The sequence below is a fragment of the Pedobacter namyangjuensis genome, assembly GCF_003313325.1.
Taxonomy (GTDB): domain Bacteria; phylum Bacteroidota; class Bacteroidia; order Sphingobacteriales; family Sphingobacteriaceae; genus Pedobacter; species Pedobacter namyangjuensis.
Genome location: NZ_QMHQ01000004.1, coordinates 67,957 through 84,780, shown reverse-complemented (window position 1 = coordinate 84,780; position 16,824 = coordinate 67,957). Strand labels below are relative to the sequence as shown.

Annotated in this window: 11 protein-coding genes; 2 read left to right on the top strand and 9 right to left on the bottom strand. The window is 37.1% G+C overall.

Annotated elements, in window-relative coordinates; genetic code table 11:
- Positions 1-22 precede the first annotated feature (22 nt).
- On the top strand, positions 23-523 hold the full coding sequence (locus DUT69_RS15995) for a shikimate kinase (protein WP_113654273.1): 501 nt from the start codon (positions 23-25) through the stop codon (positions 521-523).
- A gap of 64 nt (positions 524-587) precedes the next feature.
- On the opposite strand, the gene DUT69_RS15990 is transcribed toward DUT69_RS15995, so the two are convergent.
- From DUT69_RS15990 to DUT69_RS15975, 4 genes are all read right to left on the bottom strand, one after another.
- On the bottom strand, positions 588-2,540 hold the full coding sequence (locus DUT69_RS15990; RefSeq protein ID WP_205314291.1) for a RagB/SusD family nutrient uptake outer membrane protein: 1,953 nt from the start codon (positions 2,538-2,540) through the stop codon (positions 588-590).
- A 54-nt stretch (positions 2,541-2,594) separates the two neighbouring features.
- The gene (locus DUT69_RS15985) at positions 2,595-5,765 is read right to left on the bottom strand and encodes a SusC/RagA family TonB-linked outer membrane protein (RefSeq protein WP_113654570.1); all 3,171 of its coding nucleotides are present in this window, start codon (positions 5,763-5,765) and stop codon (positions 2,595-2,597) included.
- 569 nt (positions 5,766-6,334) lie between these two features.
- The gene (locus DUT69_RS15980) at positions 6,335-6,733 is read right to left on the bottom strand and encodes an acyl-CoA thioesterase (protein WP_113654271.1); all 399 of its coding nucleotides are present in this window, start codon (positions 6,731-6,733) and stop codon (positions 6,335-6,337) included.
- 137 nt (positions 6,734-6,870) lie between these two features.
- Positions 6,871-8,574, bottom strand: a complete 1,704-nt coding sequence (locus DUT69_RS15975) for a M28 family peptidase (RefSeq protein ID WP_113654270.1) — start codon at positions 8,572-8,574, stop codon at positions 6,871-6,873.
- 118 nt (positions 8,575-8,692) lie between these two features.
- On the opposite strand from DUT69_RS15975, the gene DUT69_RS15970 reads away from it, so the two are divergent.
- Complete coding sequence (locus tag DUT69_RS15970) at positions 8,693-11,278, top strand: AsmA-like C-terminal region-containing protein (protein ID WP_113654269.1); 2,586 nt, start codon at positions 8,693-8,695, stop codon at positions 11,276-11,278.
- A gap of 40 nt (positions 11,279-11,318) precedes the next feature.
- On the opposite strand, the gene DUT69_RS15965 is transcribed toward DUT69_RS15970, so the two are convergent.
- From DUT69_RS15965 to DUT69_RS15945, 5 genes are all read right to left on the bottom strand, one after another.
- A complete protein-coding gene (locus DUT69_RS15965; protein ID WP_113654268.1) occupies positions 11,319-13,277 on the bottom strand; it encodes a beta-N-acetylhexosaminidase in 1,959 nt (652 codons plus the stop codon).
- Between the two features lie 67 nt (positions 13,278-13,344).
- Positions 13,345-13,704 carry a hypothetical protein gene (locus DUT69_RS15960; RefSeq protein ID WP_113654267.1) on the bottom strand — a complete coding sequence of 120 codons (360 nt, stop codon included), beginning with the start codon at positions 13,702-13,704 and terminating at the stop codon, positions 13,345-13,347.
- 14 nt (positions 13,705-13,718) lie between these two features.
- Positions 13,719-14,228 carry a GNAT family N-acetyltransferase gene (locus tag DUT69_RS15955; RefSeq protein WP_113654266.1) on the bottom strand — a complete coding sequence of 170 codons (510 nt, stop codon included), beginning with the start codon at positions 14,226-14,228 and terminating at the stop codon, positions 13,719-13,721.
- 27 nt (positions 14,229-14,255) lie between these two features.
- Positions 14,256-15,665, bottom strand: a complete 1,410-nt coding sequence (gene dacB, locus DUT69_RS15950; protein WP_113654265.1) for a D-alanyl-D-alanine carboxypeptidase/D-alanyl-D-alanine endopeptidase — start codon at positions 15,663-15,665, stop codon at positions 14,256-14,258.
- Positions 15,666-15,797: 132 nt separating this feature from the next.
- Positions 15,798-16,790: an aspartate-semialdehyde dehydrogenase gene (locus DUT69_RS15945; RefSeq protein ID WP_113654264.1), complete on the bottom strand. Its 993-nt coding sequence runs from the start codon at positions 16,788-16,790 to the stop codon at positions 15,798-15,800.
- Positions 16,791-16,824 lie beyond the last annotated feature (34 nt).

The window sequence follows — 16,824 nt, the reverse complement described above, 5'->3', positions numbered from 1 at the left end:
TATCAATTGAACAATATTTAAGATGAAGATTTTTTTAGTAGGATTTATGGGCTGTGGTAAAAGTACAAAGGCTAAACAACTAGCCAGCAGGTTAAATTGCCCGGTAATTGATATTGACGCGGTAATAGTAGAACGTGAAGGTAAAACCATAGCCGAGTATTTTGAGTTACATGGTGAATCTGGATTTAGAAATCTAGAGAGAGAAACGCTGAGAACATACAATTATCCAGAAACTTGTGTGGTTGCAACGGGTGGTGGTTTACCTTGTTTCTTTGATAATATGGAGTGGATGAACGAGAACGGGACGACGGTTTATTTACAAATGGAGCCTGCGCAATTGGTTTCTCGTTTACATAATCGCCAAAAACGTCCATTAATTAGGGATATGGACGATGAGCAACTTTTAGCTTTCATCAATATGAAATTAGCAGAGCGAAATCCATTCTATTATAAAGCAAAGCTGATTGTTAATTCATTTGATTTGGATGCGGAAACTTTGGAGCAGAAGATATTTCAGCAGTAGTTTTTAGGCAAAACAAAAAGGGTTCTCAAACGAGAACCCTTTTTGTTTTTAAGAGGATTTTAAATTATAATCCTGTTGGACCAGAACCGGCAGCTGTTGACCAACCTGGGTTTTGGTAGATAGGAGAAGTTGAGAAATCTCCACCTGTTGCACTTAAATTAAAATGTGCTGTAGCAATTGGATTTAAATAATGTGCCATTGTCCATCTCGCCCCACGGTATGAATCCGCATTTGAACGAATTTCTTGGGGGCGTAAATAGCTACTCAACGCAGGGTCAGATACAACAGCAGCATTATTGGTTGCTCCAAAAACAATTTGATTTGCGGTAAACCAACTTCTCATTGGTCCCCAAAGTTTAAAGCCTTCAAAATGATAAGGTGTAGCAATCATTTGATCCATTGCTCTCCATCTTTTCAAATCCATAAATCTTAAACCTTCAGCCATTAATTCATTTCTTCTTTCTCTACGGATGTTGTAAAGTGTCGGAGAAATTACAGCGCCCGCTGAGTAGGCACCCCAATCTTGGGTTTCTCTAGACATCACCGTAGCAGCAATGGTTTGGTTAAAGTCTGGATTTACTTTAGCTCTGGTTCTCAAAGCTTGCCAGTATCTAGTTGCATCGGCATCAATTACACCATTTTTTTCATAGCTAGCCTCAATATAGTTGAGGTATGCTTCTGATGCTCTAAAAATAATACTTCCAGTAAAACCTTGTCCATTATTGCTTTGTGCGCCGTCATAACTAATACCTTTTCTAATCGCGTAACCAGAAGTGTATTTTTGTTCATAGTTTGATTCCCATATTCTAGGTGTTGGTTCAACAGGTGTACCGTGTGTACCCTGTGTAACATTGACCAAAATGTTTCTTTGTCCTGGCTCTTTTAAGAACAGATTTAAACGACCATCTCTGTTTTTTCTTACATCTGCAATGTAATCGTCTCCTTGATAATTACTTCCACTGGCGTAGATAGGTAATCCATTATCAGATAGAAAGCTTTCAACCATACTTCGAGTTAAGCCTACAGCATAGTTGCCAGCCTGAGCCGCTACAGGAACATTGTGCGTAACAACCCCAGCTGCATATTGTCTCCAAAGTAAAACTTCGCTATAACCTGACATGTTTACCGCACCGAACATATTTAAGTAAGGATTTTCGTTGTTTGGAGCTTCAATAACGCCAGTGTTATTAACCAAGGGAATTGCGTCAGCCACAAGTTTTGACGCAGACATCGCTTGTGTTAAAAAATATTGTATCTCAGCATCTATGCTTCCACTAGGATATTGGTAATTCGCGTTATAGCTTTTAGTTGCACCTGGCCAATTAGGGCCATTGGGTACAAAAGCGGTATTTTTGAAGTATTTCAACCAAGTTCCTTCATACAAAGCAACTCGAGATTTTACCAATTGAGCAGCAACCTTTGATATTCTGTTTTTTGCTCCACCGTCTGGTGCAGTCTTCAACAACATTATCGCAGAATCTAGATCTGAAATAATGAACCTTGCAACTTCATTTCTTGGCGCTCTTTTGCTAATTTCTGTTAAAATTTCTCTGTTATCAGGATATGTACCCCTAAGAATTGGATAATCACCTACCGCTTGAAGCTTCTTAAAATACTCAAAAGCTCTTAAGAAATAGATTTCGCCGATGTATTGTTTAATGTTGTCTGCGTTTCCAATAATTTTCCCAGCGTTCCATTTTGGAAGTACGTCGTTCAAAAAATAATTTGTCTGATAAATATTGGTAAATCCCCAATCTCCGCCAGTATCGCCAACTCTCCATAAACCAGGAATAAATTTATTATCTAAAACAGGTAATACCATGTTGTCCGTATTACCATCGGTGCCGAATGTTCCAAATGACCAGTTTCCATGGGATGGCAGTATGCCTTCGTATCTTGCAATCGCATATGCAGAAAGCTGATTTTCTTCGTTTAAATAGTTTTCTGGTGTAATGTTAGATAATGGTTCCTTATCTAATGCCTTTTTACAACCACCTGCTAATAGTATTATAGCCAAACATGTAGCTAGACAGGTAATTTTTATATGTTTATATAAATTCATTTCTATCAATTAAAAAGTTAAACTTAAACCAAATGATACCACTTTTTGAAGAGGATAAACACTTCCATTTGATCCACCATCAATTGTCTCTGGATCAAACATTTCTGCTAGATCAGTCCAAGTGATTAGGTTTTCGCCCGAAGCAAATACCCTAAGTTTTTGTGCACCGAATTTTTGAACAATTTTTTGAGGCAAAGTATAGCCTAATTGCACATTTTTTAACCTGATGTAAGATGCATCTTGTAAGTATCGTGTTTGTGCTTGTTGATTTTTACCAGTTCCAAATGTTGGTCTAGGATAGTATGAATCTAAATTTAATCCTAAAGCATTGTTAGGGTCATTTCTAAAGTAATCTGTGTGCTGTACTAGACCTGTAGACCACCATTTGTCAGAGGTCGCACCCCAGAAGAAATAACTACTTTGCCAATAGTCTCTTTTTAAAACGCCTTGGAAAAACGCTCTAAAATCAAATCCCTTGTAATCTAAATTTAAATCTAATCCGACTCTGTAACGTGGGGTGTTATTTCCAATAATGCGTCTATCTCCAGTATCTCCGAAAACATTACTTCCCGCATCAAGTTTACCATCTCCATTTAAATCAGCATACATAATATCACCAGCAGACCATTGAGAACCTAATAAAGATTGTCCGCCGGTTAAAGTTGCTAGGTGCGCATCCATTTCAGCCTGAGTTTTCGCTATCCCTATAGTCTCATAACCCCAAATTTCTCCAAGTTTCTGTCCAGCTCTGTATGTTACAAGGCCGTTAGTATAATTGGCAGGATAACTTGTAACGGTTGTTTGGTAGTCAGATAGTAGGAATTTAACACCATAACCCAAGCCGTTTTTCAAACGATCATTCCATCCAATTTCAAATTCAAAACCTACAGATTTTAGACTGGTATTATTCGTCTGTGGTGTAGGTCGACCTATTGTAGCAGGCAATTCTGGGGCAGGACCAACCATACCCATTGTTTTTCGATTGTACCAGTCGAATGAACCAGTTAATCTATTATCTAAGAAACCAAAATCCAAACCTACGTTATAACTTTCAATAGTCTCCCATGTTAAAGTTGTACTTACTGGGTTTGGCGCATTCGCTGTATTTGGTCTCAAACCATTTATCAGCCATCCACCGTTAGCTGTTCCTACAGGCATAACTATGTAGGTTGGATACCAATCGTTAGTATTTTGATTACCCAAATTTCCGTATGACCCTCTGAATTTAAAGGTGTTAGCAAAAGAGAATCTTTCTTTGAAAAAGTCCTCTCTAGCAATATTCCATCCAGCAGAAACAGATGGGAACCAATCCCAACGTCTTCCAGCTCTAAAACGAGAGGAAGCATCGTAACGAAGATTAGCCTCTATCAAATATTTTCCATCATAATCATAGTTTAAACGGCCAAAGAAGCCTTGAGTAGCCCAGTTTTGATATTGTCCGTTAACCTGTGGGGCAATAACTTTTCCATCAGGATCTAAGCCTGTGGTAGTATTTAAAGTTGCAATATCTCTAACAATTATCCCATCTCGTTGAGCATTAAAGTCGCGGTACCTGGTATCTTCATACTGTGTACCAACCATTCCTTTAAAATTATGCATATTAATACTTTTCGAGTATTCTGAATAAATATTCGTATTGAAATAGTTTTGCTTAAAGGCATATTCGTTAACATTCGAAGTACGCTTGTACAAATATGGAACGCCATTTACATCATGATTAAATGTTTGCTGCGAATCCCAGTGACGGAATTGCGTTTGTGTGCGATAGTTAATCTCGGCAAATGTTTTCCAACCTTTTATCGGTTCAAAAACCAATTGTAACTGCTGATACATCCAATCTTTTACCTGATTATCTTCACCTCCATCTCTCATCTCTAAAGCCGGTGAAGGAGAGCTATATAAAAATCCATTTGGATCATATAAAGGTAATGTCGGCCAACCTTGTCTACCTATGGCCTCGTAGAAACCATTGGTTAATGCCGAAGGACGACGATAAGTTTCTCTAACAAAACGATTGGTGTAGTTTGCCGATAAGCTTTCAGAAAGTTTAGTGTTGATCTTAGCAGTTGCACCATAACGACCATAATTATCCTGATTAAAACGCATCATACCGGCTTGGTCCATGAAGTTACCAGACAGGTAGTAGGTAGTTGTCTCGTTACCACCGTTTAAACTGATGTTATGCTCCTGCGAGAAACTTTGCTTACGATACATCTCTTGGTACCAATCATTGTTAGCATTTCCATAAGCATAACCATCTCCCCAAACTTGTGTGTTGTTGGGGTTTGGAATTACAGATGCCGTGATTATACCTGCTTGATAATCCTGAATTCTTTTTAAAGCCGCAGCATCAAAATGAGGTGCACTACCACCATTGATACTTGCATCGTTAAAATAGGTCGCGAATGTGTAAGAATCCATCATCTCTGGTAAAAGAGCAGGGCGTGTTAACCTTAAACTGTTATTGTAGTTAACTTGCACTTTACCAGATTTACCACGTTTTGTAGTCACTAAGATCACACCGTATGCAGCTCTAGAACCGTATATAGATGAGGCGGAAGCATCTTTTAAAATTGAAATGTTATCAATATCTTGAGGATTGATGGCATTTAAATCGCCTTCCATACCATCAACTAGTATTAACGGACCACCACTTGATCCATTACCAATTGTACCGGTACCTCTAATATTGATACTTGGTGAACTCTCTAATGATCCATTATTTTGAGAGATGTTCAATCCTGGAACTAAACCTTGCAAAGCTTGTGCAACATTTTGAACCGGACGGTTCTCCAATGCCTTAGCATCTACAACGCCTACAGCTCCTGTTAAGTTTACCTTTTTCTGCGTACCAAAACCTACAACCACAACTTGTTCTAGATTTTGTGCTTCGTCTTCTAATAAACTAATGTTAATTTGTAATGCGTCGCCAACTAATGCCGTTTTTGTGGCAAAGCCTAAAAAAGCAAATTCTAGCGTTGCGCCTTTTGGAGCAGAAATTTTGTACTTACCATCAGTGTCACTAATTGCAACATTAGTTGTGCCTCGCTCTTTAATGGTTGCGCCTGGAATTGGAGCGCCTTTGTCGTCGGAAATTGTTCCTGAAATAGCAACCTTTACGGTTTGTGCATTAGTTGTTTCTAAAAAGAATACATTTAAAATAAATGTTGTTAAAAACATAAAAATGCATTTGTTTATGCATAATAATCGTTTAGCCATTTAATTGTTGTTTATACCTGGTTGAAAAATGATTTGAATTTGGCTTTCCTGGATTGCATTGAATCCTAGAGAGAAGAAATAAAAATTGGATCTATCTGTTTTGTAATTAAGTGATTGCGCTTTAAAACCTAAATTCTTTCGATGAATTATTAATCGTCTTTTTAACGTTTAATTTTCAAATCTATTAAATTTTAATTAAAAATTAATATTTAAATAACTTCTTTGACTATCAAAGTCTGAAAATTAAAATTTTTGTGCTATTCTAGTAATGTGACAAATTGTATCTGTAACAGCATTTTTATTTATATTTTAGCTGATTTTCAGGTGTTTATATTTGTCGAGATGGGGTTTTGGAGAGCGCTGTTTGGCTAGATAACTTATGGTAAATTAACTTTAGCGATATGCTTAATTTTTGACGATTTGTATAATTTTTTAATAGAAAAGGTCTTTATCCAAATAAGAATTTGGACAAATTGCGGTGTTTAACTTGTATAAGTTAGTGGTTTTAAAAAATATTTGAAACAGGTATTTTAGTCGCCCTCTTGCTCAAATTGCTCCTCAATGTATTTGATTTTTGTTTTTCCATGTGGCGTAGGATCGCCGTAATCGTTAATATTTACAAATACAATTTTATCGATTGTTAAAATGCTTTTTCTCGTAATTTTATTTCTAACCTCACAGCACATGGTGATAGATGTGTTTCCAAATGCGGTTGCCGTAATGCCCATTTCAATAATATCGCCAAGTTTGCCAGAACTAACAAAGTTGATTTCTGACATATATTTAGTAACTACTTTTGGGTTTTCTAATTGCACAATGGCATAAATAGCTGCCTCTTCATCAATCCATTTTAAAAGACTTCCGCCAAATAGGCCTCCGTTTGGGTTTAAGTCTTCTGGTTTTATCCATTTTCTAGTGTGGAAATTCATGTTCTTTGCTTTTGCGCTAAATTAATAAAATGAAAATGTTTCAAAGTAAAATGGAGGTCATTATCTAAATTAAGATTTCAAATTATTAACGGATTTTAAGAACTTCAAAATCCGCTAATAGTTCAATACAAATTGGGTTAAAGCTGATCCAAATAAGCCTTTGTTTGATTTTCCAATTCTAGGGTTGCTACTTTAATTGCCGAGCCAACTCTAGTAGTTTCTGCATTAACAGGCATTTTATTTATCGTAGTTAAAGTTTCTACATAGTATTTGCCCCAAACCTCAATAATGTGTTTTTCTTCAGATGCCGGTTTTCCATCAGCGATAGCCTTTTTGCTTAAATCGAATTCGGTTTTTAAACGAACTAAAGCATCTTGCTTTACTTGTGCAACGGTTTCACTAGCTGTTTTTTCCGTAGCGGTAACTAAAGTGTACGCTGCGGTTAGAGCACTTACGCCTACGTTTTTCATTGTCGTTGCAGAAACTTTGTCAATTCTATCGTTATCTGTGTGATAGAAAACATCGGTAAAATGCCACATCAATAATCCAGGGATTTTATTTTGCAGAAATGGAGTATGATCGCTACCTCCTTCAAAAGGATTGAAATTGACTGTCCAGTTAGCAAATTTTCCTTGTGCTTTGCAGATGTCGTAGATGAAATCATTATAATAATGAGGGAATAAATCCTTTTCTTTTACATCTCCGGCACCCCACTCAGAGTGTTTATCTTCACCACGGGTCCAAATTGCTGATGGATCTGGCATTTTTTCAATTAGAAATGAACCACCGGTCTTTTTAGTATCCTCGCCAACCATGTCTAAACTCATTCCCCATAAAATATCTTTAGCACGTTCTTTATCATCGGTAATATATCTGCCGGTCGATACAATCTCATCGCCCCATAAAAATGTTAACGTGCGCTCTGGTTTTAATTTACCATTTTTTACTAAACTTGCGGTAACACGAGCCATTTCTGCTAAAGTGCCAACGCCTGTTGCGTTATCGTTTGCGCCAGGTTCCTGCACGTGTGCGCTGTAAACAAAACGTTCATTTGGTTTTACGCTACCTCTAACATTTGCCACAATTGTAAGCTCTTCAGCTTGGTATATTTTGGTCTCTATATTTACTTTTAACTCAACCTTTCCCTTTAAACAGGCGGCTTTCAACTTTTCTTTAGTAGCATAAGAAAGCAGTAACGACCAAATGCCTGCATTTGCCTGCATGCTGCCAAAAGAAATAGAAGTTTGGTGAACTTCTGGCTGATTGTATTTAGGCATCGAATAACCTAAAACACCAATTGCGCCTTCCTTTGCAGCTACGCTAACCAATCTTCCGGCTGCGCCTTCTACAAAAATAATTTTGCCCTTAAAATCTTTGCCAGATAATTCGCCAGCAGAACCTTTACCTACGTAAACAACCTCCGCAGTAACGCCACCAATCGCAGTTGATGCGCAATTTATCGGAATCATATTTCTGTTGGTTTTATAGGCTTGTAGGGCTTGGCTTTCTCCCAGAATAGTTATGCTAGCATCAACAGGTTCCCAAGTGTTGCGTTTCATTGGGCGTTTTTCAATTCGGTAGGTTAGTGGCGCTTCAAATTCATTTATTTTTTGTTCAACATATCCTGCTTTTTTTAAAATATCTTCCACATAGTGAATACTAGCATTAAAGCCAGTATTTCCTGGAACTCTAAAATATTTCTCGACAAAGGAAGTAGTTGCCAAAGCATTTTTTTCGTTGAAATTGCTTCGTGTTAGCTTAAAATAATTATCTATTTGGGTTTGCGCATTGCCAGAAATTGCACTTGCAATTAATAATGCTGAAAGGAATATTTTTCTCATTTTTTATATTGAAACCGAATTTAGTGAGTTTAATTTAATTAGTACAATCAATTTAACAATTGTTGCCTTGGCGCATTATTTGCAAAATCAGTGTTGTAACACTAGCACACAAATATCCATGTTAAAAAAAATTGCAATCACTTTAGGTATTCTTTTAGTGGTTTTATTAGCCTCAGCGGCAATAATTCCATTAGTTTTTAAGAAAGAAATTATTGCCAAAGTAAAATCCTCAGTTAATAATCAGCTTAATGCGAAAGTGGATTTTAAGGAATTTGATTTAAGTTTAATTAGTTCCTTCCCCAATTTGGGCATAAAATTAAACAACCTAACCGTAATAGGTACCGATAGTTTTGCACTTGACACACTCGCAAACGTTAAACAGTTGCAGTTAAACTTAAATTTAATGAGTGTAATTAATGGCGAAACTTACGAAATCAACGCTGTTAATTTAGATGAACCTACAATTTATGCAAAGGTTTTAAAAAGCGGTAAAGCAAACTGGGACATCATGAAACCTGATACTGCTGTAGCCACAGATACCGCTAAAACTTCATTTAAGGCAGCATTGCAAAAGTATACGATCGAAAATGGCAAAATAACTTATGATGATGCGTCGCTTAACTTTTTTATGCAGGCTGATAAACTGAATCATACTGGAAAAGGAGATTTTACGCAAGATGTTTTTACAGTAAATACTAGCTCTGAGATCGAAAAATTAACGGTTAAATACGGCGGTATCCCTTACCTAAACAAAGTTGCTTTAAATGCAGAACTCCCATTGGATATAGATATGAAGCAAATGAAGTTTACTTTTGGTGAAAACAAAATAAAGTTAAACGAGCTTCTACTATCGGCCGTAGGTTATTTAGCCATGCCTAATGAGAAAGATATGGTAGTTGACTTTAAGTTTGATGCACAAAAATCAGAACTTAAGCACTTCCTTTCATTAATTCCGGCTATTTACGCATCTAATTTTAAAGATTTAGATGCAAGCGGCAAATTCTCTATGAATGGTAACGCTAAAGGAACGTACAACGAAAAATCTATTCCGGCTTTTAACGTTAAATTAGCAATAGAAAACGGCAAAATTAAATATCCTTCTTTACCATCGGCGATAAATAACATACAAGTTAAGGCTACCATTTCTAATCCTGATGGAGTTATGGACCATACAGTTGTAAATGTCCCTGCTTTTCATTTAGAATTTGGCAATGCCCCAATTGATGGTAGATTACTGGTTAAAAACCCAATTAGCGATCCGTTTGTAGATATGGCTTTAAAAGGAAATTTAGACCTTAAGCAATTGACTACTATTTTCCCAATGAAAGACATGACTTTAGCCGGGATGTTAATTGCAGATGTCCAGGCTGCTGGAAGAAAGTCGTCTGTTGACAAAGGACAATACCAGGATTTTAAAGCGAGTGGACAAATGCAAGCCAATAATTTCACTTACGCAGGTAAAAACGTTCCGATGCCGGTAAGCATTCCTTCTGCTAAAATGAGTTTTAGTCCGCAAAACATAACCCTAAGCAATTTAGTGGCAAAAGTTGGTAAAAGCGATTTTACAGCAAATGGTGCAATTAATAATTACTTGAATTATGTGTTTAAGAAAAATCAGTTATTACAAGGAAATTTTAATGTAAGCTCTAATTTGGTTGATGTTAATGAGTTAATGGGGCCACCAAGTGCTGCCGCAAAATCACAGGCTCCAGATGCAAAAATGAGTGTAATAGAAGTGCCGGCAAATATCGATTTTAATTTAGGTGTTAAAGCTGCAATAGTAAATTACGACAAATATGACATCAGCAATGCTAAAGGTGCCTTGCAAATAAAAGATAGAGCAATTTACTTTAAAGATATGGCTTTAAATATGTTGGCCGGAACGGTAAAAATGAATGGTTCTTACGCAACCGTAAATCCTAAAAAGCCTAAAGTTGATATTGATTTTGGTATTGAAAAAATGGATATTCAACAAGCTTTTAATGCCTTTAATACCATTAAGTTATTAGCACCAATTGCAAAATTTACTAAAGGAACTTTCTCTACAAGCTTAAAATTTGATTCTGATTTAGATGAACAAATGATGCCGATTTATTCGTCGTTAAACGCAAACGGACTTACAAACATTATCCAAGCAGTAGTGGATGGTTTTGAACCGGTTACCAAACTAGCCAATATGTTGGGGGCTACCGATTTAAAAAAGTTAGAGCTAAATAATGTTTTAGCGAAGTTTAAAATTGAAAACGGTCGATTGAATGTTTCTCCGTTCGACATTAAGGCAAAAGGAGTGGTAATGAACGTCGCTGGTTCTAACGGCATCGATCAATCTATGGACTATAACTTAGGTTTAAATGTACCAAGGGCGATGCTGGGTGCAAAAGTAAATGAAGCAGCTAATGCAATAATAGCGGGTTTAAACAGTAAAGTAGGTAGTAATGTAGCTTTAGGCGATAATGTAAAAATTAATGCGGTAATGGGCGGAACTTTCCTAAAGCCAAATATTAAACTAAAATATGGGCCTGGTGATGGCACGAGTACGGCAAAAACGGTTGTTAACCAAGTTGTGGCAGAGAAAAAAGCAGAACTACAGGCTAAAGCCCAAGAAAAGGTTGATACCTTGAAAAAGAAAGCTACCGAAAAAGTAACCAGTGAAATTGGTAAAAAGCTAGGAGGGCTATTTGGTAAAAAGAAAGAAGAGAATTAAATAAAAAACGCCGTTGAATGTCAACGGCGTTTTTTATGAGCTATCTTTTTCCAGGTCTTTTTTCTAGTTCTTCAATCGGCATATTCATCATTCTACCAACTGGTTTTTTACCTCGATAGGTAATCACTTTTAAAACTTTTGCATCAATAGGTGGCACCAAAGGCGATGAATATTTTGGATAGAAATGATCGGGGAAAGAATTATCAAAACTGTAATACATATCCAATCCTTCTACTTCGGTGCTTAAGGTAACTGAAAGATTTCTATCGGCACTGCGTTTAACGGTAAAAATTGGATCGTAAACACTCGGTGCATATTTGGTTTCGGCAATGTCTAAACGCTCAAAATGTTTTTCGGTACGAGCGAAAAAGTTAGGCCAGTTCTTTTTCTCTTTAGGGCTCCAAACCGATTCTGCAATAGCAAAACCTCGAGGCCAGGTCATATATTCTGCCTGACGGATATTGTAAACTTGCTCTGTCCACAGGTTGGCTTGTGCACCTTTAATAAATTTAGCATTGGCATTAGCCGGTACAGGATCAAACTCGTAAGATTTGCTTAAACGCAAGGAAGCGTAAACCCGAGGTTCGGTAATGGCATCAGCCTGCATATAATCTATATAGGCATACTGAGTTGGGCTCATTACCACTTCATGACCAGCATTCGAGGCTTCAACACCATATTTCATATCCCTCCAACTCATCACTGCGGCATTTTGCGATACGCCACCCTCTAAAACTTCATCCCAGGCCATAAATTTTTTCCCTTTTGAAGTAACGATTTGCTCTACTCTTTTTGTAAAATAAGCTTGTACCTGTGGGATTGTTTTCAGGCCTTCGCGTTTCATCAATTCTTTAATCTGATCGTTCTTTTCCCAAAAGTTACGGGCAACTTCATCGCCGCCAACATGTATGTACTCAAAAGGAAAGAGTTTTGCAATCTGCGTAAAAACAGTATCTAAAAACACGTAAACTTTTTCGTTTGCCGGGCAAAGCGTGTTATCAATTAAACCTAAGGGTGGGGCGCCACGGCTCCAATCCATAATTTTTTCGCCACTGCGAACCTTGTAGTTTACCGCATCAGGCGTGCAGGAAAGTTCAGGATAAGCGGCTATGGCAGCTAAACTATGTCCAGGTACATCAATCTCTGGCATTATGTTTACAAATCGCTCTGCAGCATAGGCCACCAATTCTTTAATATCTTCTTGCGTATAAAAACCGCCATAACTGCGAGGTTCGTCTGGTTTAGGCGGAATAAAATCGCCGAAAGTTCCAGTTCTATCTGCTCGCCAAGCACCAACTTCGGTTAACTTTGGTAAGCCTTTAATTTCAATTCTCCAACCTTCGTCATCTGCTAAGTGTAAATGCAAAATGTTGTATTTATAGCGTACCATTGCATCTATGTACTGTTTTACTTCATCTTTGGTAAAGTAATGGCGAGCCACATCGAACATTAATCCTCTCCAGCCTAAACGTGGATAATCTGTTACTTCCACACAAGGCATTGTCCATTTAATGCCTTTAACTTCCTCTTTGCTTTCAATCTCTTTTGGCAAAAGCTGAAGTAGAGACTGTACGCCATAAAACAATCCGGCAGGTTTATTTGCCTTTATGATAATGTGTTTTTGAGTTACTGATAACTGATAACCTTCGTTGCCGATAACCGCATCGGTTTTTTCGTTTAACAAAAGCTTTATAGTAGCAGTTGCAGACGGGACACTAATTGTACTAACGTAATGCCCTGTTGGAATAGATAAACGTTCTTTTAAGAAAGCAACAGTTTGATTTAGCTGATTATTTTTGGCGGCCTCTATAACAATGTTAGTCGGCAACACGAAATGACCGGTATTTTTTACAAGCGTTACAGGTTCGGGAATAATAGCAATTTCCGCATTCGCTATTGAACCATTGTTTTCTTCACTTTCCGAACCTCCGTCTATAGATTGGGCATATATATTAAAGCTAAGTAGAGCGAAAAATAAAGTCTGAATAAAATATTTCATGGAAACTGATATTTTGTTGAATTTCAACTCGCAAGTTAATTATTTACTTGCGAGTAGGGAAGGGTAACTATAAAGTTTGCATCATGGTTCCAATCATTTTCATTTCATTTTTAACTTGATTCATGCCAATTAATCCGCCAGAAACACCAGAACTTTGCTTAAATATGTTAATGGTAATTTCGTTTTCGGCAGTTTGCACTATGGTAACCGTAAATTTGAAATATTTAACAAATGCACCAAAAAGTATCCTCATTACTCTGTTGCCCTTTTCGTAAGTAATAGTTCCAGGCTGTTCTTCTTTAACCGAATAACCTATTTGTGCCATCATTTGATGAAGGAATTGTGTTAATTGGGCCACGTTTGTGCCTGTGTAAAGATTTGAAATTAGACCGTCTTGTGATTGTAGGTTTTTGATAAAATATCCCATAGTTTTTATAAGTTTTACAAGTTTGTAGGTTTTCTAATGGCGTAAATTACTTCGTTATGGAAAGTGCCATTTTTATAAAGTGTATCTTTAAAAGAAGCTTCTTGAACAAATCCAGATTTCTCTAATACGCGTTGAGATTTTATATTGATATCATAAGTTGATGCGTAAATTCTTGTAATGTCGAAAGTTTTAAAACCATAGTTAACCATTAGTTTTATGGCCTCCGGAACAATTCCATTTCCCCAATATTCTTCAGCAATCCAATAACCGATTTCTGCATTTTTGCAGTGGATATCTAATTTTGGGTGTACGCCAATAGATCCGGCAACTTCATTATGAATTACAATAGCAAATATTTCAATAGGCGTAGCCGATAATGCCAAATTTATAAACCTAATGCCGTCATCTTGAGTGTAAGGATATGCAAATTTGTTGCTTAAATTTTTAGCGATGTTATAATTGTTAGCGTGTTTAACCAAGCTTTGTAAGTCGCTAACTTGAAATGGACGTAGTTCGAATTGCATTGCTAATTTTTAAGTTTGAATATACGATTACTTCAGTGCGTCTAAAACCCGAAACAGCTTTTTGCTAATGCCAGAGCCATTGTAGTTGTTAATGTTTATTACCGCAATGTATTTGTTTCCATCTTTAGCCGTATAGTAACCTGCGTATGCCGATACATCGTTTATACTGCCACTTTTTAGCTTCATGCCATTGTTCTCTGGCAGTGAGTTATAAAAAGGTGTAAACCAATCTTCCTTTTGCGCTTGGAATAGGATGGAAGCCATAGCCATCGTAGTTACTCTTGTCCCTGGCGAAAGCCCACTTCCGTCTAAAATATTTAAGGCATTTTTATCTATTCCTTTTTCGCTCCAGTATTTTATTTCCTCGCTGGCTCCATTTTTTGTGCTTGGCGCCTTTCCTTGTTTCCAGGCAATCGTTTTTAAAAGCTGTTCGCCGTACAGATTGATACTTTTTTTGTTAAACCAATAAATAATTTCACTTAAATCTGGAGAACTCGTGGTAGCAAGTTTTTGAGTAATGGTCGGTATAGCTTTGCCATCCGCATCTAAGCGCCTAGTGGTAGTAGCCTCGCTAGTTGTGGCAATATTTAATCGAACTAAAGTATCTTTTAATCGATAGGCAACATCGTAAGCGGGATCTGGTAATGCTAATGAGATACTTGCTTTTTTTATGCCTAATCCCCAAGTGCCACGCAAATAAGCTAGGTTGCTGTACGGAGGTAAAAATCCGTAAGCATTGTCGCCAGAACCTGCAGAACCTGTTTTTAACTCATTAATTATTTTAACATACGGCATAGAAGGAGATAATTTTGATACGCTAACTGCCGAACCTGTGCTTGAACCGGGTTGTAAATGCACGTCAAATTGGTTTTCTCGCCATGAAAGTGCAGTTCCACCAGCGCCGTAATAATTGCCCATATCTTGCCAAATCCAACCTTCGGGCATAGATTGTGTGCCAAACAAACTATCATCGCCAATAATACTTCCTTCAATTTTTTTGATACCTGCACTACGAATTGCGCTTACCCAAGAATTTAGTACTGTATTTTCTTTAGTTTGCTCGTAGCGCCAAGAACCCAAAGTCGGGTCGCCGCTTCCTACAATAATCAAATCACCTTGTAGTGTTCCATCTGAATTGATTTTTCCGCTATAGGCTAAAGTAGTTTGATATCTGAAATCCTTACCAAGTATGCTAAAAGCAGTTGCCGAAGTAATTGTTTTTAAGGTAGAAGCCGTTGCTAAACCAATATTTTCGTTTTTGGCGAAAACAACTTTTCCTGTATTTGCATCTAATACGCAAAGCGATGTAACGGCATACTTTGCCTGTTCGTCGTTTGCTAAAGCTTGATAAGCTTGCTCTAGTTTCGCAATTGGAAATTGGGCGAAAGTATTTGCAGATATTGTAATTAGTAGTAAAATCAGTTTAAGTTGTTTCATTTGGGAAGATAATAGTTTTTAAATTCAACTCTAAATTGTAAGTTGATTTTTATACGAAATTTAGATTTGCATAAAAAAAGTGATGTATTGATACACCACTTTTTTACTTATAACGTAAAACTTATTACTCGTTTATACTAATTCATTATGCAATAAATATTCTGCAATTTGAACGGCGTTAGTTGCAGCGCCTTTACGCAAATTATCTGCAACAATCCACATATTTAAAGTATTTGGCATTGATTCATCTCTACGAATACGACCAACAAATACTTCGTCTTTTTCGTGTGCATCTTTAGGCATCGGATATTTTGCATTCGCAATATCATCAACAACGATAATACCAGGCGTTTTAGCTAATAACGAAGTTACCTCTGTAACGTCAAAATCGTTTTCGAACTCTATGTTTACAGATTCTGAGTGACCGCCCATAACAGGAATACGGACAGTGGTAGCTGTTAGTCTGATGCTATCGTCGCCCATAATTTTACGGGTTTCGTTAATCATTTTCATTTCCTCTTTGGTGTAGCCATTTTCAGTAAATACGTCAATTTGAGGAATTACATTTAAATCTATCTGATGCGCATAAGCCATTTCGCCGTCGAATTTGCCGGCACGCTCGTTCATCATCTGATCTACAGCTTTAACGCCAGTTCCAGTAACCGATTGGTAAGTGGAAACTACCACACGTTTGATTTTATATTTATCGTGCAATGGTTTTAATGCAACTACCATTTGGATAGTAGAACAGTTTGGGTTTGCGATAATTTTATCGTCGATAGATAGAGTGTTTGCGTTAACCTCTGGTACAACTAACCTAATTGCTGGATCCATTCTCCAAGCCGAAGAATTATCAATTACAGTAGTTCCAGCCTCTTTAAAGCGTGGGGCGTGTTCTAACGATGTATTTCCGCCAGCAGAAAATAAAGCAATATCAGGGCGCATTCCAATCGCAGTGTCCATGCTAACGATTGGAAACTGTTTACCCTTATACGTAATTAACTTACCCACGCTCTTTTCAGAAGCAACTGGAATTAATTCTGTTAACGGGAAATTTCTTTCTTCCAATACTTTTAACATTACGGTGCCTACCAACCCGGTAGCACCTACTACTGCAACTTTCATTTTTTTCTGTTTTTTGTTATATTTAGTTAATTCT

What these genes read in the sequence shown, in the direction of transcription:
- DUT69_RS15945 (WP_113654264.1), bottom strand. Translation starts at nt 16,790, where the DNA reads ATGAAAGTTGCAGTAGTAGGTGCTACCGGGTTGGTAGGCACCGTAATG.
- DUT69_RS15960 (WP_113654267.1), bottom strand. Translation starts at nt 13,704, where the DNA reads ATGGGATATTTTATCAAAAACCTACAATCACAAGACGGTCTAATTTCA.
- DUT69_RS15965 (WP_113654268.1), bottom strand. Translation starts at nt 13,277, where the DNA reads ATGAAATATTTTATTCAGACTTTATTTTTCGCTCTACTTAGCTTTAAT.
- DUT69_RS15985 (WP_113654570.1), bottom strand. Translation starts at nt 5,765, where the DNA reads ATGTTTTTAACAACATTTATTTTAAATGTATTCTTTTTAGAAACAACT.
- DUT69_RS15955 (WP_113654266.1), bottom strand. Translation starts at nt 14,228, where the DNA reads ATGCAATTCGAACTACGTCCATTTCAAGTTAGCGACTTACAAAGCTTG.
- DUT69_RS15975 (WP_113654270.1), bottom strand. Translation starts at nt 8,574, where the DNA reads ATGAGAAAAATATTCCTTTCAGCATTATTAATTGCAAGTGCAATTTCT.
- DUT69_RS15970 (WP_113654269.1), top strand. Translation starts at nt 8,693, where the DNA reads ATGTTAAAAAAAATTGCAATCACTTTAGGTATTCTTTTAGTGGTTTTA.
- dacB (WP_113654265.1), bottom strand. Translation starts at nt 15,665, where the DNA reads ATGAAACAACTTAAACTGATTTTACTACTAATTACAATATCTGCAAAT.
- DUT69_RS15995 (WP_113654273.1), top strand. Translation starts at nt 23, where the DNA reads ATGAAGATTTTTTTAGTAGGATTTATGGGCTGTGGTAAAAGTACAAAG.
- DUT69_RS15980 (WP_113654271.1), bottom strand. Translation starts at nt 6,733, where the DNA reads ATGAATTTCCACACTAGAAAATGGATAAAACCAGAAGACTTAAACCCA.